Annotated in this window: 21 protein-coding genes; 14 read left to right on the forward strand and 7 right to left on the reverse strand. The window is 63.5% G+C overall.

Features of this window, described 5'->3' with window-relative positions:
• The 6 genes from L6D89_RS11160 to L6D89_RS11185 all read left to right on the forward strand — a co-directional run bounded on the left by L6D89_RS11160 (position 1) and on the right by L6D89_RS11185 (position 8,112).
• Entirely contained in the window at positions 1–2,724 is a 2,724-nt protein-coding gene (locus L6D89_RS11160) for a winged helix-turn-helix domain-containing protein (RefSeq protein WP_236199728.1), read from the forward strand.
• A 231-nt stretch (positions 2,725–2,955) separates the two neighbouring features.
• Positions 2,956–3,411 carry a DUF6160 family protein gene (locus L6D89_RS11165; protein ID WP_236174482.1) on the forward strand — a complete coding sequence of 152 codons (456 nt, stop codon included), beginning with the start codon at positions 2,956–2,958 and terminating at the stop codon, positions 3,409–3,411.
• A gap of 77 nt (positions 3,412–3,488) precedes the next feature.
• Positions 3,489–4,250 carry a C39 family peptidase gene (locus L6D89_RS11170; protein WP_236174481.1) on the forward strand — a complete coding sequence of 254 codons (762 nt, stop codon included), beginning with the start codon at positions 3,489–3,491 and terminating at the stop codon, positions 4,248–4,250.
• Between the two features lie 48 nt (positions 4,251–4,298).
• Positions 4,299–5,303: a transporter gene (locus L6D89_RS11175; protein ID WP_236174480.1), complete on the forward strand. Its 1,005-nt coding sequence runs from the start codon at positions 4,299–4,301 to the stop codon at positions 5,301–5,303.
• 18 nt (positions 5,304–5,321) lie between these two features.
• Positions 5,322–6,920 (forward strand): outer membrane protein transport protein, encoded by a 1,599-nt coding sequence (locus L6D89_RS11180; RefSeq protein WP_236174479.1) that lies wholly within the window; start codon positions 5,322–5,324, stop codon positions 6,918–6,920.
• 10 nt (positions 6,921–6,930) lie between these two features.
• Positions 6,931–8,112 (forward strand): MalM family protein, encoded by a 1,182-nt coding sequence (locus L6D89_RS11185; RefSeq protein WP_236174478.1) that lies wholly within the window; start codon positions 6,931–6,933, stop codon positions 8,110–8,112.
• 221 nt (positions 8,113–8,333) lie between these two features.
• On the opposite strand, the gene L6D89_RS11190 is transcribed toward L6D89_RS11185, so the two are convergent.
• The 6 genes from L6D89_RS11190 to ppsR form a co-directional block, all read right to left on the reverse strand.
• Positions 8,334–9,320, reverse strand: coding sequence for an alpha-L-glutamate ligase-like protein (locus tag L6D89_RS11190; protein ID WP_236199729.1), 987 nt, complete (start codon positions 9,318–9,320; stop codon positions 8,334–8,336).
• A 3-nt stretch (positions 9,321–9,323) separates the two neighbouring features.
• Positions 9,324–10,856: an osmotic stress tolerance membrane protein RloB gene (rloB, locus tag L6D89_RS11195; RefSeq protein ID WP_236174477.1), complete on the reverse strand. Its 1,533-nt coding sequence runs from the start codon at positions 10,854–10,856 to the stop codon at positions 9,324–9,326.
• Between the two features lie 4 nt (positions 10,857–10,860).
• On the reverse strand, positions 10,861–11,403 hold the full coding sequence (rloA, locus tag L6D89_RS11200) for a retropepsin-like aspartic peptidase RloA (RefSeq protein ID WP_236174476.1): 543 nt from the start codon (positions 11,401–11,403) through the stop codon (positions 10,861–10,863).
• A 282-nt stretch (positions 11,404–11,685) separates the two neighbouring features.
• The gene (locus L6D89_RS11205; RefSeq protein WP_236174475.1) at positions 11,686–12,579 is read right to left on the reverse strand and encodes a DUF2950 domain-containing protein; all 894 of its coding nucleotides are present in this window, start codon (positions 12,577–12,579) and stop codon (positions 11,686–11,688) included.
• A gap of 10 nt (positions 12,580–12,589) precedes the next feature.
• The gene (locus L6D89_RS11210) at positions 12,590–14,227 is read right to left on the reverse strand and encodes a DUF3300 domain-containing protein (RefSeq protein ID WP_236199730.1); all 1,638 of its coding nucleotides are present in this window, start codon (positions 14,225–14,227) and stop codon (positions 12,590–12,592) included.
• Between the two features lie 162 nt (positions 14,228–14,389).
• Positions 14,390–15,208 (reverse strand): posphoenolpyruvate synthetase regulatory kinase/phosphorylase PpsR, encoded by an 819-nt coding sequence (ppsR, locus tag L6D89_RS11215; RefSeq protein WP_017516884.1) that lies wholly within the window; start codon positions 15,206–15,208, stop codon positions 14,390–14,392.
• A 166-nt stretch (positions 15,209–15,374) separates the two neighbouring features.
• Between ppsR and ppsA the strand changes: the two genes are divergently transcribed.
• The 8 genes from ppsA (at position 15,375) to L6D89_RS11255 (ending at position 23,432) form a co-directional block, all read left to right on the forward strand.
• Positions 15,375–17,744, forward strand: a complete 2,370-nt coding sequence (gene ppsA, locus L6D89_RS11220) for a phosphoenolpyruvate synthase (RefSeq protein ID WP_236199731.1) — start codon at positions 15,375–15,377, stop codon at positions 17,742–17,744.
• Positions 17,745–17,809: 65 nt separating this feature from the next.
• A complete protein-coding gene (locus L6D89_RS11225; protein ID WP_236199732.1) occupies positions 17,810–18,784 on the forward strand; it encodes an alpha/beta fold hydrolase in 975 nt (324 codons plus the stop codon).
• Between the two features lie 96 nt (positions 18,785–18,880).
• Positions 18,881–19,369 (forward strand): ribonuclease E activity regulator RraA, encoded by a 489-nt coding sequence (gene rraA, locus L6D89_RS11230; RefSeq protein WP_024765711.1) that lies wholly within the window; start codon positions 18,881–18,883, stop codon positions 19,367–19,369.
• A 102-nt stretch (positions 19,370–19,471) separates the two neighbouring features.
• Positions 19,472–20,470, forward strand: coding sequence for a zinc transporter ZntB (locus L6D89_RS11235; RefSeq protein WP_236199733.1), 999 nt, complete (start codon positions 19,472–19,474; stop codon positions 20,468–20,470).
• A 54-nt stretch (positions 20,471–20,524) separates the two neighbouring features.
• Entirely contained in the window at positions 20,525–20,773 is a 249-nt protein-coding gene (locus L6D89_RS11240; protein ID WP_236175191.1) for a CrfX protein, read from the forward strand.
• Between the two features lie 2 nt (positions 20,774–20,775).
• Complete coding sequence (locus tag L6D89_RS11245; protein ID WP_236175190.1) at positions 20,776–21,600, forward strand: mechanosensitive ion channel family protein; 825 nt, start codon at positions 20,776–20,778, stop codon at positions 21,598–21,600.
• 73 nt (positions 21,601–21,673) lie between these two features.
• Entirely contained in the window at positions 21,674–22,264 is a 591-nt protein-coding gene (sigX, locus tag L6D89_RS11250) for an RNA polymerase sigma factor SigX (RefSeq protein WP_236175189.1), read from the forward strand.
• Positions 22,265–22,373: 109 nt separating this feature from the next.
• Complete coding sequence (locus L6D89_RS11255) at positions 22,374–23,432, forward strand: OmpA family protein (RefSeq protein ID WP_236175188.1); 1,059 nt, start codon at positions 22,374–22,376, stop codon at positions 23,430–23,432.
• 67 nt (positions 23,433–23,499) lie between these two features.
• Here the strand turns inward: L6D89_RS11255 and cobA are convergent, their stop codons facing one another.
• Positions 23,500–24,237 (reverse strand): uroporphyrinogen-III C-methyltransferase, encoded by a 738-nt coding sequence (gene cobA, locus L6D89_RS11260; protein ID WP_236199734.1) that lies wholly within the window; start codon positions 24,235–24,237, stop codon positions 23,500–23,502.

Here is a 24,237-nt window from a genome sequence, read left to right on the forward strand (position 1 = left end):
ATGACGACCCTGACCACACTGCCGCAGCAGCCCATGCCGCTGCTGCGCACCAAACTGTTCCCGCCGCGCACCGACAGCGATTCGCTGCTGCCGCGCCGCGCGCTGATTGATCGCCTGTATGCCAACCGCCTGCAGCGCGTACTGATCCTCAGCGCGCCGGCCGGCTTCGGCAAGAGCACCATCCTCAGCCTGTTCCGCCAGCGCTTGCTGGAGGGTGGTGCACGGGTCGCCTGGATGTCCTGCGACGAGGGCGACAGTGAACCGCAGCGCCTGGTGCAGTACCTGGTGGCTAGCATTCGCAGCGTCGAGGCGGATTTTGGAACCAACACCTCGAACCTGCTGCAGTCAGACATGACCCTGCCGCTGGAGGGCATCATCGATGCCTTCCTTTCCGACCTGCGGCGTCTGGACGGGCCGCTCTACCTGTTGCTCGACGATTTCCACCAGATCCGCCACCCGGCGCTGGCCCATGGCGCGCGGTACCTGATCGAGCACCTGCCGGACAACATTCGCCTGGTGACCAGCACCCGCTACCGCCCGCGCTTCCTGGTGGATGAGCCGGGGCTGGCGCCACTGGCCTTCTGCCTCAGCGGCGACGACCTGCGCCTGACCCGCGAGGAAACCGACACCTTCCTCACCGAACTCAAGGGCCTGACCCTGAGCGACAGCGAGCTCAAGTTGCTGCACAAACGCACCGAGGGCTGGATCACCGCGCTGCATCTGGCGGCGCTGGCACTGGCGCGCAACCCGGATCGGGCCGCGCTGCTCAAGGGCCTCACCGGCACCGAACGTGATCTTGCCGATTACCTGGCCGAGGACGTGCTGCGCAGCCTGCCCGAACCGCTGCAGCAGTTCCTCGACCAGACCTCGGTGCTCGATGAGTTCTGCGCTGAACTGTGCAACGCCCTGACCGGCCGCCGCGATGGCCTGGACATGCTGATGCGGCTGCAGAACGAGCAACTGTTCATCATTCCGCTGGATGACCAGCGCGAGTGGTTCCGCTATCACCACCTGTTCGCCGAATTCCTCCAGGGCCGACTGGCGCGCAACTCTGACCCGACGCCGCTGCTGCACGCCGCTGCACGCTGGTGCGAGGGGCGCGATATGGCCGACCGCGCGATCAAGTACGCGCTGCGTGCGCGTGACTATGCCTTTGCCGCCGATCTGCTGGAGCGCCAGGGCGCCAAGCTGATCGCCGGCAACCGCGTCTACGGCATCCTCGGGATGCTCGGCAGTATTCCCGCCGAGGTGATCCGCGAGCATCCGGTGTTCCAGATCTTCTACGCCTGGCAACTGGCCTTCGAGCAGAAGTTCGCCGAGGCCGAGGCGCTGATCGAAGAGCTCAGCGCCCGGTTGCTGCAAGGCCAGGGCAAGGTGCGCCACTTCGGCATGGCCGAGTTGCTCGCCGTGGCCCAGGTGCTGAAGGCGTTGGTGCTGCTCTACCAGGACAAGCTGGAGGCGTGCCTGAAGGTCGCTCGCCAGTGGCTGGCGCTGGTGCCGGGCAACCAGCCGGTGTTCCGTGCCAGCCTGTCGTGCATCCAGGCGGCGGCCTATGCGCTGCTGGGCGACTACGCCGAGGCGGCAACCGCCATCGGGGTCGCGCGCGATTGCCTGCGCATGGCCGATAGCGAATACCTGCAGGTGGTGGTCAGTATGATCGAGGCGCTGATCTGCAAGGAGCGCGGCGAACTGGAGCGCGGCCGGACCATCGCCGAGAGCGCGCGCAGCCGCGTGGAGCGGGTCTTCGGCCGGCGCAGTCGGGTTGGTGGGCCGCTGTCGCTGGCCTATGCCGATCTGCTGTACGAGCAGGATCGCCACGCGGCGATCCTCGCCGAACTGCCGCTGGCTACCACCTGGCGTGATGTCGCAACGCCCGTGGAGCTGATCAGCCGCGGCAAGCTGGTGATGGCCAAGGCGCGATTCTTCGCCGGTGAGGCCGAGCAAGGGCTGGCCCAGCTCGACGAATGGCTGGTTGGCCTGCAGTCGCCGGGCTATGAGCGGGTGCATGCGCTGGCGATGAGCTGCAAGGTGCAACTGCTGCTGTGGATGCGCCGGCCCAACGAGGCCGAGCGGGTCTGCCTGCAACTGGAGCGGCACCTCTCCGGGCTCAATGCCGAGCGTTACGCCGACGCGCATACCGCGCTGGTTCTGGCCGAGGCGCGCCTGGCGCTCTCGGAGCGGCGCGCCGAGCGCGCGCAGCAGCGTCTGGAAGCCTGCCTGGCGGGCTTTACCTCGCCCTATCAGCGCGACCGGCGGCTGCGTCTTTCGCTGTTACTTTCTGTGGCGTATTGGCAGAAAGGTAACAGCGAAAAAGCCTTCGCTTTGTTCGCTCCCACCCTGGAAGAAGCCTGGAATCTGGGCTACCGCCGACTGTTCCAGGATGACGCCTTGTGGCTGCTGCCGCTGTGGGAGGCTTGGAAGGCCGCCGAACCCAAGCGCGCCTCGGCCTGGCAGGGGGTGGCGGAAATGCTCCGCGAACAGTGCCGCAGGCTTTCCGTCGATCCGGAAAGTTTCGATGAAAATCAGGATGTTAGCCACCGGGAACGAGAGATTCTGCGGCTCGTGGCGGCGGGTTTGTCGAACCGCGACATCGCCCAGGCGGTGCATCTGTCGGAGGCCACCATCAAGTGGCATCTGCACAACCTGTTCGCCAAGCTGGGGGTGCGTAGCCGGACCCAGGCGGTACTCAAGGGGAAGAGTCTGGGACTGCTCAGCGAAGCTTGAGTCAGACGGTTGGTTTTGCGCCATCCCTTGGATGGGCTGGCAGGTTCACGGCGGGTCAGTAGCTTGGAGATCAGGACGCGAAGCTTCGTGCTTCACGAATCCATACCCGCGGCGCCTAAGGAAGAAGTCGTGGGTCTGGAAGATCGGCAGCAGCCGGTCAACCTGCAGCGGGGTAGGACGCCCCTTGCAGTGCCTGGGGCAACCCCACCTGAACACTGGAGAGTTATAACAATGAAAATCAAGCAACTGGTTCTTGCAAGCGCAGTTCTGGCCGCTCCGTTCCTGGCACATGCCGACATGAAATCCATGGATGACGCTGCACTGTCCGGTATCACCGGCCAGGATGGCATCAGCATTTCCGGTACCTTCAACGCCTCCATCGGCGCTGTCACCTACAAGGACGCCGACACCGGCGGCGGTTCCCTGGTCCTGCAGGGTATCCACCTGCCGAGCGTAACCATCGCCGACAACGCCCCGATGACCGTTGACGTGGTCACCACCAGCATCACCCCGTCCGGTGGCGGCACCGCTGTTGCAACCCAGCAGCTGGCCATCGGCCTGCCCACCGTGACCGGCGACGTCACCATCGACGCCGTCAAGGTTGGCACCACTGGAGCCAGCATTGGCTCGCTGACCGTTTCCAACCTGAACCTGGCCGGTTCGACCGTGAAGGTCTGGGGTCACTGATCCCGAGGTTGTACGCGCGGTAACCCTTGCCGGCGCCTGCCGGCAAGGTTCTTCCAGGATTGAAGAGAGGGGGCTGGATGTTCGAGATTCTGCTGGGAAGCCTGCTGGGCCTGTTCGGTTTTACCCAGGCCGTGGATACCAAGCCGCAACAGCAAGGCACAGTGAACATCTCGCAGCCGCTCACGCCCAACGGTCCCTTCCGCGAATCGGTCCAGCTCGAACCGATGAGCCAGGTGCAGTTCCGCAACGTCATCCGCCAGGCCTACGACTACAGCTGCGGCTCGGCGGCGTTGACCACGCTGCTGGACTACTACCTGGGCCGCAACCTGGAGGAGCGTCAGGTCATGGAAGGCCTGATCAAGTACGGCGAGGCCGACAAGATCGTCCAGCGCCGTGGCTTCTCGCTTCTGGACATGAAGCGCTACGCCGCCGCACTCGGCTACAAGAGTGGCGGCTTCCGTGCCGAGTTCTCCGACCTGGACTCGCTCGAACACCCGGCGCTGGTGCCGATCCACTATGCCGGTTTCAAGCATTTCGTCGTGGTCCGCGACGTCTACAACGACCACGTTTTCGTTGCCGATCCTGCCTTGGGCAACATCAGTTTCACCCGCGCCCGTTTCGAAGAGATCTGGGACCAGAACGTGCTCTTCGTCATCTACCCCAGCGGCCAGGAGCCCAAGAACGCCCTGGAGCTGCGCGAGGCCGACCTGCGCCTGGTGGATGACCGCACCGTCAGCCTGCTGGCGTTCCGTGAGTTTCCGGAGATGAGCAAGATCACCCAGAACCAGATTGGCGAAGCCGCCACCAATGGAGATGTCCAGTACATCCGGCGCAAGTGACCGCCCGATCGGCCCATACGAATAAGAACAAGACCAGGGGATAGCAACATGGATTTCAAGGGGTTTGCGTGCGTTGCCGCTCTGGCCCTGCTGGCAAGTACCAGCGCCATCGCCGAAGAAGCGACAACCGAAGACGCGCGTGATGCGCTGGCCAAGAAGGACACCGACGCCGACAGCGCCAAGGCGCTGGAGCAGGTATTCCAGGCCGCCGAGAAGAGCTACACCCTGCTCAAGAAGGGTGAGCGCCAGCTGACCTACGGCTTTGACTACACCCTGATGCGCGACACGCGCCTGCAGGCCGTGCGCAGTGGCGAGAACGTCTACAGCGTACTGGCCCAGAGCGAGGCGCAGCACACCTTCACCAACTCCTTCACCTTCGACTACGGCATCTGGGACAACCTGACCTTCAGCATGCGTCTGCCGTTCGTGGCCAAGTACGACACCGAGCGCGACATCCATGCCTACAGCCTCGGTGACATTTCCGCGACGCTGCGCTGGCAGCCCTGGGCCGCGAGTCGTGGCCGGCCGGTCACCACGCTCTATGCGACGCTCGGCCTGCCCACCGGCGACAGCCCCTACAAGGGCAATGTGCAGGACGATGTCTCCACCGGCGCTGGTTACTACAGTCTCGGCGCCGGGGCCAACATGTCCTACGTGATCGATCCGGTCGTGCTCTACGGCTCGCTCGGTTACACCTACAACATGAAGGTCGACGACATCCACCAGAACCAGTTCGGCGAAGAGCTGGAGAAGGTGGTGCCGGGCGATACCCTCAACTTCGCCATGGGCATGGCGTACGCGCTGTCCTACGACGTTTCCTTGGCCACCTCGTACCAGATGGCCTACTCGTTCAAGAACAAGTACTACTTCAATGACCGCACGGTCGAGGCGCCCGAGCAGACCAGCGCGATCATGAACTTCTCGCTCGGCCTGCGAACATCGCCGGACTACATCGTCAACGTGAACGCCGGTTTCGGTCTGACCGAAGACTCGCCGGATGTACTGCTGGGGGTTTCCCTGCCCCTGGATATCCAAGGCCTCAAAGCCCAGTAACCGACGAGCGATCACCACATGACTATGCGCATTTCGCCCCTCGCGGTGGCGATGGCAGGGGTAGGGTTTGGCTGGGCGACGCTCGCCCAGGCCCAGTTGGCCAACGACCTGACCATCGGCAACCCCAAGGCCATGGCCATGGCCAACGCGGTCACGGCCGACTCCACCGGTATCGATGCGGTGCACTACAACCCCGCTGCCCTGACCAAGCTCAAGGGCCGCCAGACCCAGATCAAGCTGATCACCGGGGTCATGGATATCCGCGCGGGCTTCAAGGCGCCGCCGGACTACGGCTCCTCGGCATTCGGCCTGGACGACGATCCGGTGGCCGGCGAGAACAGCCGTACCCTGACGCCGACCATGTACCTGCCGGGCCTCGGCGGCATGACCGACATGCCGCTGCTGGTGGCTCCGCTGGCGGGCCTGTCGATCAACCCGCCGGGCTCCAAATTCACCTTCGCCACCAACGTCTACGCCCCCCAGGCGCTGGGCTATTCGCGTGATTCCGACAGTGACCCGGCGCGCTATGAAGGCCGCCGCGTCTCGCTGCAACGCATCACCTACTTCTCGCCATCGGTGGGCTACGAGGTCAACGACGACCTGTCGGTGGGGCTGAGCGTCGGCTTCTCGCACCAGGCCATGGCGCTGGATACCGACTTCCGCAACCCGGGCCTGCTCACGGGGCTGTTGCAGACCCTGCACGACACCACCTGCGTGCCCGGCGCCCAGGAAATCGTCGAGCTGGTGTTCAACGTCTGCGGCGGGCGCATCGGCCCCTATGATTCGCTGGCCAACCTCAAGCTGGACATGCAGCAGACCCTCTCGCCGAGTTTCAACCTGGGCGTGCTCTGGGAACCCTATGACTGGCTCGCCTGGGGCGCGACCTACCAGAGCGAGTCGCGCATGCACCTCAAGGGCAAGTACCGCGTCGACTACACCAAGGACTGGCAGGGCTTCTGGTCTGGCATGCAGAGTTCGGTGTTCGGCGCCTTCCTCAGCCCGCTGTTCCCCTATGGCAACGCCGAGGAAGAACACGGCGTGGCGACGCTGAACATGGTCAACCCGGACAGCTTCTCCACTGGCATCAAGGTGCGCCCGTTCGACAAGTGGCAGTTCAACTTCGACCTGAAGTGGACCGACTACAGCGACTGGAACAAACTGGAAATCGAGTTCGACAAGGAGCTCGACCTGCTGCGCATCGCCAAGAACTTCGCGCCCAACGGCGCCACCGACCACAGCATCATCCTCGACCGTGGTTACCAGGACACCTGGAGCTACGCCATGGGCGTGCAGTACGACGTCAACGACCGCCTGCAACTGCGTGCAGGCTACGAGTACCGCCCCTCGGCGATTCCCAAGGACAAGGCCGACGCCCTGGTGCCGATTGGCGACGCCGACCTCTATGGTCTGGGCCTGGGCTACCAGTGGGACAAGGACACGGTGATCGACCTGGGCTTCAACTATTTCGTCTCCAAGCAGAGCATCAAGGCGGGCAGCAGCTGCAACATCAACTGCACCGGCATCGACAACCTGGTCTACAACCCTTATGCCGGCCTCGACGTCAGCACCACGGTGAAGGCATACGTCTTCGCCATGACTTACCGCACCACCTTCTGAGGGCGAGAATATGAGCAGGCTGACCCTCCTGATTTCCTGCTGCGCCGCCATCGGCCTGAGTGCCTCGGCGCAGGCTGCCAGCGGCCGTTACCTGTCGTGGATCGACGACAGCGGCCAGGTGCACAACACCTTCGTCGACGCCAATTACGCCCAGCAGCAGCGCCAGGCGGACAAGCGCATCGACCAGAGCGATCGTGCGCGGCTGATCGACCTCAGCGCCACGCAATGGCCGGGCAGCCGGCCGGCGGGGGAAAGCAAGCGGCGCTACTTCACCTGGGTCGACGCCCAGGGCAACCTGCAGAACAGCTTCTACGCCGCCGGCCAGGTAGCGCCCGGTCGCGCCGACTATGTGCTGCCCAATGGCGACCATTCCTCCGAGTACATCGATGCCGAATCCTATGAGGATCGCGGCTTCGTCCGCAGCGAGAACGGCAGCCCGTACTTCACCTGGGTCGACGACAAGGGCCAGGTACGCAACTCGCCGATCACCGCGGAGCAGCGCGGCGAAACTTTCCGTCGGGGCGAGCAGGGCGGCAGCAACATCGCCTTCACCGAAGGCCGCCAGATCGACCTGAAGGCGCGCCCGAACAACCTGCCGGGGCTCGATGGCGCGGGCGAACAGACCGATGCCATGAAGGCGTTGCTCAAGGGTAGCGGCAAGACCCTGGATGACCTCTACGTCGACCTGCAGCGGCGCTGCTGCGACCAGATGGGGGATGGCGATTTTACCGAGCTGTCGGCGGAGGAGCCGCGCTATGAAGAGCTGAACAAGTTCTCGCCGAGCTTCGACTTCCCCATGGGCAAGAGCTATTTCGTCGCGATGAAGCTGCCCAGCTCCCAGCGCGTCTACGGCTTGCGCGTGCGCAGCTTCGCCAATCACCAGGTGGTCTACCCATCGCTGCTGTTCCTGGATGAACAGAAGCGCCCGACCCGGCTGGTGAGCGACGCGGTGTACAAGCTCAATCCGGAAACCTGGTACCGCTACGCCTTCATCGAGGGCACGGTACCGGTGCGCGCCAACCAGGGTGAGCGCTACGTGTTGCTGCTCACCACCGACGAGGACCGCAGCCTGCAGACCCTCGACAACAAGCCCTACAAGCGCCCGCTGGAAGACCTGGCGGTGAACGAGGCGGGGATGAAGGTGCGCGAGCACGGCGACCAGGGCGGCTTCGAGCTGGCCGTGGTGCGATGAGCTGTGCACGGGGTCGATGCTTTTCGTAGGACCGAGGGGGACGCCTAGTTCTTGCTCGCGAACCGCCCAGTTGCGTAGGGCGCATAACGCGTCAGCGTTATCCGCCATAGAGTTTCCGGCGGATAACCTGTTCCAGGTTATGCGCCCTACGGGATTGCAGCGCAGCGGCTGCCCATGAAAAAGCCCGGCATTCGCCGGGCTTTTTCATGGGTCAGGGCGCCTCAGACTTCCTTCGGATGCACGTGGCCGAAGAGCTGCTGGGAGAAGCGCACGCGCTCTTCCACCGTCTCCTTCACGCCCTTGCCCTCCAGCTCGGCGAGGTGCGCCTCGACGGCATGGGTGCGCAGGGTCAGGCCGCAGTCGTTGGCGATCTGGATGTTCAGGCCGGGGCGGGCGTTGAGTTCGAGGATCAGCGGGCCCTTGTCCTGGTCCAGCACCATGTCCACGCCGATGTAGCCCAGGCCGCAGAGTTCATAGCAGCCGGCGGCGAGCTTCATGAAGCCGTCCCAGTTGGGCAGTTGCACGCCATCCACCGCATTGGTGGTGTCCGGGTGCTTGCTGATCTTGTTGTTCAGCCAGGTGCCGCGCAGCGTGAGGCCGGTGGCCAGGTCCACACCCACGCCGATGGCGCCCTGGTGCAGGTTGGCCTTGCCGTTGGACTGGCGGGTCGGCAGGCGCAGCATCGCCATCACCGGGTAGCCCATCAGCACGATGATGCGGATGTCCGGCACGCCTTCGTAGCTGATGCTCTTGAATATCTGGTCCGGGGTCACCCGGTACTCGATCAGTGCGCGGTCGCGGTGGCCGCCCAGGGAGTACAGGCCGGTAAGGATGCTCGACAGCTGGTGCTCGATTTCCTCATGGCTGATGATCCGCCCGGAGACCGTCTTGTAGCGTTCCTCGAAGCGGTCGGCGATCACCAGGATGCCGTCGCCGCCGGCGCCCTGCGCCGGCTTGATGACGAAGTCGCTGCGCTCGCCGATGATTTCCGGCAGGCGTTCGATCTCCTTCTCGGTGGAGATGATCCCGTACATTTCCGGTACGTGGATGCCCGCTTCGATGGCGCGCTGCTTGGTGATGATCTTGTCATCGACGATCGGGTACAGGTGCCGCTGGTTGTACTTGAGCACGTAGTCCGCGTTGCGTCGGTTGATGCCCATGATGCCTTTGGCTTCCAGGGCTTTCCATCGCTTGATCAGGCCGAACATGGCTTAGTCCTTGAGGAAGGCTTTGAAGCGGAACAGTTCGGTCAGGCGGTACCCGCGGTAGCGACCCATCGCCAGCATGAACGACACCAGAATCAGCAGCACGGCCGGGAAGGTGAACACGAAGTACACCAGCTCCGGTACGCGCATCAGGATGTGCGCCAGGGCGGCGGCGAACAGGGTGCCGATGGCGGCCTTCATGGCGTGGGCGGCGCCGCGCTCTTCCCAGGTGATCGACAGGCGTTCGATGCTCATGGTCAGGATCACCATCGGGAACAGGGCGACCGACAGGCCACTCTCGAAACCGAGCTTGTGGCTGAGCAGGCTGATGGCGGCGATCATCACCACCACGAAGGTCAGTACCACCGACAGGCGCGGCAGCATCTGCAACTTCAGGTGTTCCAGGTAGGAGCGTAGCGACAGGCCCAGCGCGGTGATCACCGTGAACAGGCCGATACCCCACTGCAGGCCGGTCTCGCGGAAGGCCAGGGCGATCAGCACCGGGGTGAAGGTACCCAGGGTCTGCAGGCCGATCAGGTTGCGCAGGATCAGGATCACCAGCACGCCAAACGGGATCATGATCATGATCTGGAAGGTCTGCTGGGTGGACAGCGGCAGGCCGTACAGCGAGTACTCGAGGAAGGCCGCGTCGGTGTTCTCGTCCGACAGCTTGGCCAGGCGGATGGCGTTCATCTCGCTGCTGTTGAGGCTGAAGTTGACCGTGGCTTTCTTGCCGCCCTCGATGGACAGCAGGCTCTCGTCACCCAGCCACCAGATCAGGCGGTCGTTGGGCAGGCCGCGTTCGCCGGTTTCCGGGTTGAAGTACAGCCACTCCTTGCCGTTGTAACTGCGCAGCCAGAGTTCGGGCTGCTGCGGCTGGTTGGCGACCAGGCGGATGGTGTGCACGCGCTCCAGCGGCACATGGGCCACGGCGAGCAGGGTCTCGACCACGTGGGAGCGCTTGTCCAGGCTGGTATCGCCGGCCAGCAGCAGCTTCACGTTGTCGTCATTGAGGTTGTTGGCGCGCTTGATGGCTTCGCTGACGAAGGTCTCGACGTCCGCCGAGTGCTGGCGGATGGGCGCGATCAGGGCTTCGGCGGCGATCTTGTCCGGGCCTTCCAGGGGCAGGCTGTCGCGGAAGATCGGGCCCTTTTCCTTGGCCTTTTCACTGGCGCCGGCGTAGCGCTTGGTCAGCACCAGGCGGTAGTAGAGCGTCTGCTGGCCGGTGGCGCGACGCGAGGACCAGGTGACCTTGCGGTTGCCGTCGGAGCGGTTGATACCCACGCCGTAGTTGTTGGAGACGAAGCTCTCGTTGAGGCTGACGTAGTCCTGGGTCAGCGGCGGCACGAACATCTGCACCTTCACCGGGGTCTTCGGCGTGGCCACGAACTCGACCTTGGCGTCGATGTTCCACAGGTCGTCGGTCTCGGCCTCGGTCATGGGAATGCCGAGGACGAAGATCTGGTAGGCCGTGATCGCGACGCCCAGCGTCAGCAGGATGGCGATCAGGACCTTCAGATGCAGGGTAAGAGAGCGCATGGGATTACTCGGCAGGTTTCGCTACGGGTTGGCAGCCGGGCTTGCCGGCAGCGTATTTCAGGCTCGGGTCGACCAGGGCGCCGAAACGCTTGAGCGCGTCGGAGCCGATCAGAAGCGGGTATTGGAAGGCGCTGCGATCGGTAAGGTTCACTTCGATGGTGCGCAGGGCCTTGCCCATGCACAGCTCCAGTTCGATCACCGGGCGCGCGGTATAGGCCTTGCCTTCGTCGGGGTCGTAGTCGCCGTGGCGGCGCTTGATCTTGCTGATGCGCGCCAGGGGTTTTTCGATCGGCTGGCTATCGGCGGTGTCGGTGGCCAGGTAGAAGCGCACCCAGGTCTCGCCATCACGCTTGAAGCGCTTGATGTCGCGGGCGCTGAGGGAGGCGGTCTTGGCGCCGGTGTCGAGCTTGGCGGCCAGTTCGATGTCCGGGTCGTTGATCCGGGCGTATTCGTTCAGGCCATAGACGGTCTTGCCGGCAGCGGCGCTGATGCCAGGAAGCAGGAGGATGCTCAGGAAGAGGAGCAGGGCAGTGGGCTTGAGTCTCATGGGCCTTGATGAGTGAGTGGCCGCAAAGCCTTGAAAAGAAACGCCGCGGTCGTCACCCCAGATGGCTGTGGCCGGCATGCCGACCGGCGAGGCCTGGTGACGCCAGGCAATAGCGCGCCGAATTCTATCATGTGGTTTTTCGCTGGCGACAGTCGGTTGGCGCGTTGGCAGGCTATTTGTTTCAGGCGCATGACAGGCCTGGGCGCACCCGCCGGACCCGGTGCGAGCGGCGGCTGTTCCTGAACCCGTCCGACCGCGGGGCGGTCGGGCGGGTTCAGTCACTCAGGGTTTTTCCTGCTCTGCGGAGACCTCGGTCCAGCTGCTGTCCGGGTCGAAGCGGGTCATCTTCTTGGCGATCCTGTCGCTCTCCGGGCCGAGGTTCTTGGAGAAGATCTCGCCATCGTGGCTGATCATGAAGCTCATGACGCCGCTGTCGCCGTACTTCACCGGCCAGGCGACCAGCGCGAAACCACGGGTCATCCTGCCGCCGATCCGGTAGTCGTAGGCGCCGCCGGGCGCCGAGGGGCCCTGGGCGGTGAGGATGCGGTAGTGGTAACCATGCCAGCCGTCGCCGGGCAATTCGTCGCCGAACAGCGGGCCGAGCGGACTTTCCTCTCCGCCTTCCTCCTCCGGCCAGTACAGCCCGTCATGCTGCCCGTCGCTGCTGACGAACTTCTGCGCGTATTCCAGGACGCCGTCGCCGTTGCGATCCACTTCGGCGTAATCCATCTGCGCATCGTGGTACGCCTGCACGGCTTCCAGGGTCGACTCTTCGTTGCGGCCGATGCGGCGAATGCGGATTTCCTCGCCGCCGGCCTTGGCATTGAAGGCCCAGCCGTTCTTCTCGTGGACGATCGGCAGGGGCAGGGTCCACGGGTCGTTGCCGACGACCAGATGGGCGAGGTGGGGGTTGTCCTTCTCGATCTGGTGTTTGTCCTTGTAGTGGGCGAGGAAGGCATCCACTTCGTCCCGATCGATGCCAGCAGTCGGAATGTAACTCTGCCAGTCCTTGCCCAGCAGCGCAGCGAGGCGTTCGGGGTCGGCCTTTTCGCTGCCAAGCGCGGCGATGAAGGCGTCGGCGGCTGCGTCGGGGGTGGGGAAGCTTTCCTGGGCCAGCAGGCTGGCGGGCAGGGCGGCGAGGAGGGCGAGCGCCAGCAGGCGCGAGGCGATGGGCATGGCTCGTCTCCTATCGGCGTCCGCCGCCACGAGGCGCGCGGGCAGGGCGTTGTACGGTATGGCCGGCGCGGGCGGCCTGCGGGCGGCTGGCAGCGGCGCGACTGGCTTGCCCGCGGTTGGCGATCTCGCGGGTTTGCCTCGGGTTGCTGGCGCCGGCAAAGGCATTGTTGCGTGGCGCCTGGCTCCTGGCGTGCTGTTGACGGGCCTGTTCGCGGATCTGCTGGTTGTTCTGCGCCCGGGGCCGTTGCTGTGCCGGGTTGCTGCGGTTCTGCATGGCGTTCTGCGCCCGCTGCCGGTTTTCAGGATTGTTCTTCAGCTCACGAGTGGCGTTCTGCGCGCGCTCGCGGGCCTGATTGGCGTCGCGTGGTTCGCGGTTGGCCTGTTGCGCGCGCTGGAGCGCTTGCGGGTTGTCGCGCAGGTCGCGGGTCGCCGCCTGGGCACGCTCGCGCGCCTGCTGGTTGTTCGCTGCCGGGGCGATGCCGCGCTGTGCCAGGCTGTCCCGGGCGCGGGAGCGCTCCTGCGCCTTGGCCGAGTCGAAGCCGCGCATCGCTTCGCGTTGTTCGCCGCCCGCCAGCCGTCGGTTGTACTGCTCACGGCTGCGAGCGTCGCGGTAGGGCACGCCGTTGCGGTAGGTCGGGTCATGGCGCCAGGCCGCACGGTTGCCATTGATGTTCTGGCTGAACTCGCGATTCACGTTGCGGTTGACGTTCCGGTTGCTGTTGAAGTTGTTGTAGTGCTCCACGTCCACGTCGATCTCGTGGTCGTCCCAGTCGCAGTCGCCCCAGAGCGAGCCGACGATGGCGACGCCCGCGCCGAATGCCAGGCCGCTGGCCAGTGCGGTAGCGACGGGGTATTCCGGCGGCGGCGGGTAGTAGACCGGCGGACTGGACGGGTAGGCCCAGGTGCCATAAACCTGCGTGGGGTTGTAGCTGGGCACGTAGACCACCTGCGGATTGGCCGGCTCGATGACGATCGTCTGCGCCGGTGCAGGTTGCTGAGTGACCACGGTGCTGCCTGAGGAAGGCTGTGCGGGCGCCGCTGCGGCCGGCTTCAGCGTAACGGTCTGCTGTTCGTTGGAGCTCAGGTTGCCGGCGGCCTGGGCCTGGCGGCGCAGGCGCTGGATGGAATCCATCACGGCGTCCGGCTGGGCCAGGAAGGCATCGCCGACCCGCTGGACCCACGCGGGGTCCTGGCCCAGCGTGACCAGTACCAACGGGAAGGCGACCAGCGATTGCACGCTCGGGTCCCATGGCTGATCTGCCACCTGCTTGACGGCGTCATCGCCACTGACTTTAGGGTGCGCCTTCGACCATGCTGCCGCGTCGGCGACATTGCCGGGATAGGTGGTCGCCATCAGCACCTGCGCCAGCAGGGAATCGGGGTACAGAGCCAGAGGCGCGAGCATCTGGTCCAGTTGCTCGTTGCTGAACACCGCCTGGGACTGTTGCTCGGGCGCAGCCGGTGCTGGCGTCGCCGGTTGTGCGGGCGCGGCAGTCGGGGCCGGGGCCGGTGGCGGCGCTGGCACAGCGGCGGGCTGGGGGGTGGCTGGTGGGCTTGGGGTGGCCTTTTGGGCGTTGGGCGGTTCGTCCGAATCACAACCCGACAGCGCCAGCAATAAGGCCAGAACCAGATACTGACATCCTCGCATGGCGCTCTCCTGTGCCGTTGCAGTGGAATGCCCGCCCCATGACCTGGGTCATGGGCAAATCGTGGGTCTGGAGAATGATAGGCGCAGCGGCGAGAAGCTGCCGAAAGATCAACGGCCGGGAGGACCGGCCGCTGCAGGAAGGTAGGGGGAAAGCCCGGACAGTTACTTCAGGCGGCGCTCGACGCCTTTTTCCACGAGGATCTTCGCGGAGATCTCCTCCACCGAGAAATGCGTGGAATTGATGTAGGCGATGTTCTCGCGGCGGAACAGGTTTTCCACCTCGCGAACTTCGAACTCGCACTGGGCGAAGCTGGCGTAGCGGCTGTTGGGCTTGCGTTCGTGGCGGATCGCGGTGAGCCGGTCCGGGTCGATGGTCAGGCCGAACAGCTTGTGCTTGTAGGGCTTGAGCGCATTGGGCAGCTGCAGGCGCTCCATGTCCTCTTCGGTCAGCGGGTAGTTGGCCGCGCGAATGCCGTATTGCAGGGCCATATAGAGGCAGGTGGGCGTCTTGCCGCAGCGCGAGACGCCGACCAGGATCAGGTCGGCCTTGTCGTAGTAGTGGGTGCGGGCGCCGTCGTCGTTGTCGAGGGCGAAGTTCACCGCATCGATCCGCTCCATGTAATGCGGGTTATGGCCGATGCTGTGGGATTTTCCGACGGAATACGACGAGTCTGAGGATAATTCTTGCTCGAGCGGGGACAAAAAGGTCGAGAAGATGTCAATCATGAAACCGTTGGATTGCGCAAGGACCGAACGGATCTCACGATTGACGATGGTATCGAAGATGATTGGCCTTGCCCCGTCCGCCTCCGCAGCCCGGTTGATTTGCTGTACCATGACGCGCGCCTTTTCTTCGGTATCGATGTAAGGTCGTGTCAGTTTGGTGAAATTGATGTTCTCGAACTGCGCCAGAAGGCTCTGGCCGAGGGTTTCGGCAGTGATGCCGGTGCCGTCGGAAATGAAGAATGCAGTTCGTTTCATGTGCGCTGCGGGCCTTATAGGTAGGATCGAATCCTGGTTATGATAGGCCCCGCGTTTGCAAGGCCCTTTGCCGGGGCATTCTCACCCATTTTTCCGGCTCCGGCCAGACAGGGTGGGGCCGCACCGACTTGTATGACCTTTTCCAACACTTAGTGGAGAGATCACCTTGGTAGAGTACGTAGTTTCCCTCGATAAGCTCGGCGTCCACGATGTCGAACATGTGGGGGGCAAGAACGCATCCCTGGGCGAAATGATCAGCAACCTCGCCGGTGCCGGCGTTTCCGTACCGGGTGGCTTCGCCACTACCGCCCAGGCCTACCGTGACTTCCTCGAGCAGAGCGGCCTGAACGATCGCATCCACGCGGCCCTCGACGCCCTCGACGTGGACGACGTCAATGCCCTGGCCAAGACCGGCGCACAGATCCGCCAGTGGGTGATGGACGCCGAATTCCCTGAGCGTCTCGACGCCGAGATTCGCAAGGCCTTTGCCGAGATGGCCGGCAGCAACGACAACATGGCCGTGGCCGTGCGTTCCTCCGCCACCGCCGAAGACCTGCCGGATGCTTCCTTCGCCGGCCAGCAGGAGACCTTCCTGAACATCCGCGGCGTGGACAACGTGATCCGCGCGGCCAAGGAAGTCTTCGCCTCCCTTTTCAATGACCGTGCCATTGCCTACCGCGTGCACCAGGGCTTCGACCACAAACTGGTCGCCCTGTCCGCCGGCGTGCAGCGCATGGTTCGCTCGGAAACCGGTACTGCCGGGGTAATGTTCACCCTGGATACCGAATCCGGTTTCCGTGACGTGGTGTTCATCACCGGTGCCTACGGCCTCGGCGAGACCGTGGTGCAGGGTGCGGTGAACCCCGACGAGTTCTACGTCCACAAGCCGACCCTGGAAGCCGGCCGTCCGGCCATCCTGCGTCGCAACCTGGGCAGCAAGGCCATCAAGATGATCTACGGCGACGAAGCCAAGGCCGGCAAATCGGTCAAGGTGGTCGATGTGGAGAAGGCCGATCGCGCTCGCTTCGCCCTGTCCGACGCCGAGGTGATCGAACTGGCCAAGCAGGCTCTGATCATTGAGAAACACTACCAGCGTCCGATGGACATCGAATGGGCCAAGGACGGTGACGACGGCAAGCTGTACATCGTGCAGGCCCGCCCGGAAACCGTGAAGAGCCGTTCCAGCGCCAACGTGATGGAGCGCTACCTGCTCAAGGAAAAAGGCAAGGTCCTGGTCGAGGGCCGAGCCATCGGCCAGCGCATTGGCGCAGGTCCGGTGAAGGTGATCCACGACGTTTCCGAGATGGACAAGGTCCAGCCGGGCGACGTACTGGTCTCCGACATGACCGACCCAGACTGGGAGCCGGTGATGAAGCGCGCCAGCGCCATCGTCACCAACCGTGGCGGCCGTACCTGCCACGCTGCGATCATCGCCCGTGAACTGGGTATCCCGGCTGTCGTCGGCTGTGGCAACGCCACCCAGGCGCTGAAAGATGGCCAGCGTGTGACCGTGTCCTGCGCCGAAGGCGACACCGGTCTGATCTACGAAGGCGAACTGGGCTTCGACGTCCGCCAGAACTCGGTCGACGCCATGCCCGAGCTGCCGTTCAAGATCATGATGAACGTCGGCAACCCCGACCGTGCCTTCGACTTCGCGCAGCTGCCGAACGAAGGCGTGGGCCTGGCCCGCCTCGAATTCATCATCAACCGCATGATCGGCGTGCACCCCAAGGCTCTGCTGAACTTCGCCAGCCTGCCGGCGGACATCAAGGAAAGCGTCGAGAAGCGTATCGCCGGTTACGACGATCCGGTCGGTTTCTACGTCGAGAAGCTGGTCGAGGGCGTCAGCACCCTGGCCGCTGCCTTCTGGCCGAAGAAGGTCATCGTGCGCCTGTCGGACTTCAAGTCCAACGAATACGCCAACCTGATCGGCGGCAAGCTCTACGAGCCGGAAGAAGAGAACCCGATGCTCGGCTTCCGTGGCGCCTCGCGCTACATCAGCGAATCCTTCCGTGACTGCTTCGAGCTCGAATGCCGCGCGATGAAGAAGGTCCGCAACGAAATGGGCCTGACCAACGTCGAGCTGATGGTGCCGTTCGTCCGTACCCTGGGCGAAGCCTCCCAGGTCGTCGACCTGCTGACCACCAACGGTCTCAAGCGTGGCGAGAACGGCCTGCGCGTCATCATGATGTGCGAGTTGCCGTCCAACGCCTTGTTGGCGGATGAGTTCCTCGAGTTCTTCGACGGCTTCTCCATTGGCTCCAACGACCTGACCCAGCTGACCCTGGGGCTGGACCGTGACTCGGGCATCGTTGCGCATCTGTTCGACGAGCGTAACCCGGCCGTGAAGAAGCTGCTGTCCAACGCCATCCAGGCGTGCAACCGTGCCGGCAAGTACATCGGCATCTGCGGCCAGGGCCCGTCGGATCATCCGGACCTCGCCAAGTGGCTGATGGAACAGGGCATCGAGAGCGTATCGCTGAACCCCGACTCGGTCCTCGATACCTGGTTCTTCCTCGCTGAAGGTCAGTCCTGACGTTTCCTTTACCATCCTGAGAAGGGCGGGTGATTTCACCCGCCCTTTTTTGTGCAAGCGATTCCATGCAAAGCAGCAGTCAACTTTTTCCTGTCGCGCTCGTGAGCGCCGAATTGCGCGGTGACCTCACCGAGGATGTTTACCGCCTCAAGCCGAACAACAGCCCGGACACCAGCGTCGAGCTGGCAGTGACCCGCCTTGGCCGCTCCGAAGGCCGGCGTGGCGTGCCGGTGATCCTGTTGCACGGCAGTTTCTCCAATCGTCGCTTCTGGTATTCGCCGAAGGGCATCGGCCTGGGCGCCTATCTGGCGCGCGCCGGTTTCGACGTGTGGATTCCAGAAATGCGCGGCCACGGACTGTCGTTGCGCAACCAGGACTACGACCGCAATCGTGTCGCCGACTACGCTCGCTTCGACCTGCCGGCCCTCGCACGCTTCGTGGTCGAGCAGAGTGGTCAGGCACCACACTGGATCGGTCATTCCCTGGGTGGCATCACCCTTGCGGCGGCACTTGGCGGCGGCTATCTCGAAGAAGCCGAGGTGGCCAGCGTTGCCCTATGTGGCAGTCAGATCAGTCGCACCTACTGGCCGCTGAAGTTGCCGCCGGTTGCCTGGGGCGGGCGCTTCCTGCTCAAGCGCATGGGCGGCCTGTCGGGTTCGCGGCTCAAGCGTGGGCCTGAGGATGAGCCGCTGGGGCTCGCCCTGGAAACCCTGCGCTGGTACAGCCTGTTCGGCCGCTTCGGCGAAAAGGGCAATGACTGGTGGGGTGGTCTGCAGAATGTCCGCGTACCGGTGCTGGCGGTGGCGTCCGATGGCGATATCCAGGATCCGGCCTGGGCCTGTCGCATGCTGCTGGAGCAGTTCGGTTCCGAGGTCCGCGAGTACCTGCACCTGGGGCGGCGGCAGGGCTTCTCCGAGGATTTCGGCCACGTCGAGATGCTCATCAGCAAGGGCGCCCAGCGCGAAGTCTGGCCAAGCCTGCAACACTGGCTGGAGCACGGTGGGTTGCCAGCGGAGCAGGGCGCTCTGGCCCAGGCTTGAGCTTGGCGTGGCAGGGAGTAGACTGTGACGCCATTGCGGCTTTCGGTCACATCCAGGCCTGAAGCCGGCCGGATTTCATCAAGAGGAGCGTTTTCCATGCATTACGTCACCCCCGATCTGTGCGATGCCTACCCGGAGCTGGTCCAGGTCGTCGAGCCGATGTTCAGCAACTTCGGCGGACGGGACTCCTTCGGTGGCGAGATCGTCACCATCAAGTGCTTCGAGGACAACTCGCTGGTCAAGGAGCAGGTCGAGAAGGACGGCAAGGGCAAGGTGCTGGTGGTGGATGGCGGCGGCTCGCTGCGCCGCGCGCTGCTGGGCGACATGCTGGCCGAGAAGGCTGCCAAGAGCGGCTGGGAAGGCATCGTGGTGTACGGCTGCATCCGTGACGTCGATGTGATCGCGCAGACCGATCTGGGCGTGCAGGCGCTGGCCAGCCATCCGATGAAGACCGACAAGCGCGGCATCGGTGATCTCAACGTGGCCGTGACCTTCGGCGGTATCACCTTCCGCCCGGGCGAGTTCGTCTATGCCGATAACAACGGCATCATCGTTTCTCCTAAAGCGTTGAAAATGCCGGAATAATTCGAACCTTTCAGCAAGAGTTCGAGTCAATGCCGGAAGCGAAAGCTTCCGGCATTTTTCATGAGGCCTCGCGATAGCGATCGGGAGCGAAGGAAAAAAGGCATGCAGCAGTACGAAAGCGGCACGGAACGCGGACTGATCGACGGTTTCGTACTGGATGGTCACGGCGGTGGCCGGCGGATCACCCGTAGCGAACTGCCGTTGCTGGATCTCAAGCCCGAGGAGAGCCTCTGGGTGCACTGGGATCGTGGTGTGCCCGAAGCCCAGGCCTGGTTGCGCGAATTGAGCGGCTTGAACGAATTCGCCTGTGACCTGTTGCTGGAGGAGGCGACCCGTCCGCGCCTGGTGGATCTGGGTGGCGAGCGCCTGCTGCTGTTCCTGCGCGGGGTCAACCTGAACCCCGGGGCGGTGCCCGAGGACATGGTTTCCCTGCGCGTCTATGCCGAATCGCAACGTGTCATCTCGCTGCGCCTGCGCCCGCTCAAGGCTGTGGCGGACCTGCGGGCCGACCTCGACGCCGGACGTGGTCCGAAGACCGCCTCGGAAGTCGTGCTGTACCTTGCTCATTACCTCACCGATCGCGTCGATACCCTGATTGGCGGACTCGCCGACCAGCTTGACGCCATGGAGGAGGCTATCGAGGAGGACGAGCGCAGCATTCCCGACCAGCACCAGCTGCGCACCTTGCGGCGACGTGCCGCAGGCCTGCGCCGCTATCTGGCGCCGCAGCGGGAAATCTACTCGCAGATGGTCAGGTTCAAGGCAAACTGGACGGTCGCCGATGATGCCGATTACTGGAACGAGTTGTATAACCGCCTGACTCGCAACCTGGAAGAACTGGAACTGGTGCGCGAGCGCATCAGCCTGATCCAGGAAGCCGAACATCGTCGAATTACCGAGCGGATGAACCGCACCATGTACCTGCTTGGTATCATCACCGGCTTTTTCCTGCCCATGAGCTTCGTGACCGGTCTTCTGGGCATCAATGTCGGCGGTATTCCGGGCTCCAGCGCACCTTACGGCTTCGCCGTGGCATGCGTGGTGATCCTCGCAATAGTGGCGTTCCAGTGGTGGGTCTTCCGCCGCCTGCGTTGGCTCTAGGTGTGACTTTTGAGGTGGTGAGGGCGTCAAGCACCTCACACAGGCGAGGTGCGTATGCACGATCCATTTGAAGAATCCCTGCGCGACCTGCTGCGCATGCCCCCGGAACAGCCGGGTGATGACTCGCGTCTGGATCGCGTCCTGAAAACTGCCAACCGGCAGGTGGGTGCGGGCGATCTGTTCAGCCTGGTCGGGCACTGGTTCGAAGCGCTGACCATTGGCGTGAGCCGTGGAGCCCTGCACCTTGCACCGGTTTCGCGCCGCGCGCAGAATTCCGCCCCTTCCGCTGACAAGGCCGACTGAACATGCAAATCGACATCTGGACGCAGAGCCTGCTGACCGCCATGAACACCCTGTGGGGCAAGCTGGCCGCGTTCATTCCGAACCTGCTTGCCGCCCTGGTGATCGTGCTGCTCGGCTTTGTCGTCGCCAAGCTGCTGGATGCGCTGTTGTCCAAGCTGCTCGCCAAGCTCGGCCTCGACCGCCTGATGGGTGGCACCGGGCTGACCAAGCTGCTGTCGCGGGCAGGCATCCAGGTTCCGGTTTCGACCCTGATCGGCAAGATCATGTACTGGTTCGTGCTCCTGGTATTCCTCGTGTCCGCCGTGGATACCCTGGGCCTGCCGCGGGTCTCGACCTCCCTCGATGCGTTGGCGCTCTACCTGCCGAAGGTCTTTGGCGCGGCCCTGGTGCTGATTGTCGGCGTACTGCTGGCCCAGTTGGCCAACAGCCTGGTGCGCGGCGCCGCCGACGGTTTCGGTCTCGACTATGCCAGCGGCCTGGGGCGTGTTGCCCAGTGGCTGGTGATCATCGTCAGCATTTCCGTGGCCATCGGCCAGCTCGAAATCAAGACCGACCTGCTGAACTACATCATTGCCATCGTGCTGATCACGATCGGCCTGGCCGCGGCGCTTGCCCTGGGCCTGGGTAGCCGCGAAGTGGCGGGGCAGATCATTGCAGGCATTTACGTGCGAGAGCTGTATCAGGTCGGACAACAGGTGAAAGTCGCGGATGTCGAAGGCATCATCGAGGAAATTGGTACCATCAAGACTATCCTGCTGACAGACGAGGGTGAGCTGGTGTCGATCGCCAACCGCATCCTGCTCGATCAGCGTGTAACCAGTCGCTGAAGATGATGACCGATTGCCGGTACGGCTTCCCGAAAGCCGTGCCGGACGCTGACTTGACCTGGCCCGACCCGACTTGAACACGCCGCAATCACTGTCCTTGCGCTATGACCCGCGCCAGCTCACCGACGAGGAGCTGGTGGAGCGTTCTCACGAGGAGCTTTACCACGTGACACGGGCCTACGAAGAGCTGATGCGCCGTTACCAGCGCACGCTGTTCAACGTCTGTGCGCGCTACCTGGGCAACGACCGGGACGCCGATGATGTGTGTCAAGAGGTCATGCTCAAGGTGCTGTATGGTCTGAAGAACTTCGAGGGGAAGTCGAAGTTCAAGACCTGGCTGTACAGCATCACTTACAACGAGTGCATTACCCAGTATCGGAAGGAGCGGCGCAAACGCAGATTGCTCGATGCGCTGAGTCTGGATCCAGTCGAGGAAGCTTCTGAAGAGAAGGCCCCGAAAGTCGAAGAGCGAGGTGGACTAGACCGCTGGCTAGTTCATGTCAATCCCATTGATCGGGAAATCCTCGTGCTTCGATTTGTTGCGGAACTGGAGTTCCAGGAAATCGCCGACATCATGCACATGGGGCTTAGCGCCACGAAGATGCGCTACAAACGTGCACTCGATCGAATGAGAGAAAAGTTTTCGAATGTGACGGAATCTTAGTCCGGGAAATATTGTCTCTCTGTTTGGCAAGTTCTGATAAACTTGCCACCCAAGTTGTACGGCCTATGGTTAGGACAACTTATTGACCACCAAGATGGGGATTTAACGGATGAAACTGAAGAACACCTTAGGCGTTGTAGTTGGCTCGCTGATCGCCACTGCCGCTGTCAATGCGTTCGCTCAAGGCCAGGGCGCCGTCGAAGTCGAAGCATTCGGCAAGCGCTACTTCACCGACAGCACCCGCAACATGAAGAACGCGGACCTGTACGGCGGCTCGGTTGGTTACTTCCTGACCGACGACGTCGAGCTGGCTCTGTCCTACGGTGAGTACCACGACGTACGTGGCACCTACGAGACCGGCAACAAGAAGGTCCATGGCAACCTGAGCACTCTGGACGCCATCTACCACTTCGGCACTCCGGGTGCTGGCAACCTGCGTCCGTACGTTTCCGCAGGTATCGGCCACCAGAGCCTGACCAACATCAACTCCGACAACGGTGGTCGTCAGAACCTGACCATGGCCATGGTCGGTACCGGTCTGAAGTACTACTTCACCGAGAACTTCTACGCCAAAGCCAGCCTCGATGGCCAGTACGGCCTGGAGAAGCGTGACAACGGTCACCAGGGCGAGTGGATGGCTGGCCTGGGCGTCGGCATGAACTTCGGCGGCGGCGCCAAGCCGGCCCCGGCTCCCGAGCCGGTTGCTGAAGTCTGCTCCGACTCCGACAACGACGGCGTCTGCGACAACGTCGACAAGTGCCCGAACACCCCGGCCAACGTCACCGTTGATGCCAACGGCTGCCCGGCTGTTGCCGAAGTCGTTCGCGTACAGCTGGACGTGAAGTTCGACTTCGACAAGTCCAAGGTTAAAGAGAACAGCTACGCTGACATCAAAAACCTGGCTGACTTCATGAAGCAGTACCCGTCCACCTCCACCACCGTTGAAGGCCACACCGACTCCGTCGGCACCGACGCCTACAACCAGAAGCTGTCCGAGCGTCGTGCCAACGCCGTTCGTGACGTACTGGTCAACGAGTACGGTGTTGAAGGCGGTCGCGTAAACGCTGTTGGTTACGGTGAGTCCCGTCCGGTTGCTGACAACGCAACCGCCGAAGGCCGCGCTGTTAACCGCCGCGTAGAAGCCGAAGTGGAAGCCCAAGCCAAGTAATTGGTCTGAGCTGACGAGAAAAACCCGGCCTAGGCCGGGTTTTTCTTTGCCTGCAGAAAAGTCAGATTCAGGCAGTGCGGGCCAGCATCGCTTGCTGTGCAGCGCCTACGACTTCGCCGATCACCAGGATTGCCGGACTCTTCAGGGCGATGCGCCGGGCATCGTCAAGCATGTCGGCCAACCGGCTTCGGTACTCGCGCTGGGCGGGCAGGGAGGCGTTCTCGATCATCGCCACTGGCGTACAAGCCGCCATGCCGCCGTCAAGCAGGCCCTTGTGGACATCCGCCAGTTTTGCCACCCCCATGTACACCACCAGGGTCGTTCCGCCTTCCACCAGGCCGCGCCAGTTCAGCGGGCTGTCGTCCTGAGTGTGCGCGGTTACCAGGGTCACGCCTCGGCTGACGCCACGCAGGGTCACGGAGATACCGCACTGGGTAGCGGCTGCCAGCCCGGCGGTGATGCCGTTGACCAGCTCGCACTCGATGCCCTGCGCGGCGAGCCAGTCGGCCTCTTCGCCGCCGCGACCGAAGATGCACGGGTCGCCGCCTTTCAGGCGTGCCACGCGGCGCCCCTGGCTTGCGTAGCGCAGCATCAGGCGATGGATGAAATCCTGTGGCGTGGAGCGGCAGCCGCCGCGCTTGCCGACGGAAATCACCCGTGCAGTTGGGCAGTGCTCCAGCACGGCGGGATTCACCAGGTCGTCAATCAGCACCACATCGGCCTGTGCCATGGCGCGCACGGCCTTCAGGGTCAGCATTTCCGGGTCGCCCGGACCGGTGCCGATCAGCCAGACTTTTCCACTCAT

This window comes from Pseudomonas pseudonitroreducens, from assembly GCF_021603645.1.
GTDB classification, from domain to species: domain Bacteria; phylum Pseudomonadota; class Gammaproteobacteria; order Pseudomonadales; family Pseudomonadaceae; genus Pseudomonas; species Pseudomonas pseudonitroreducens.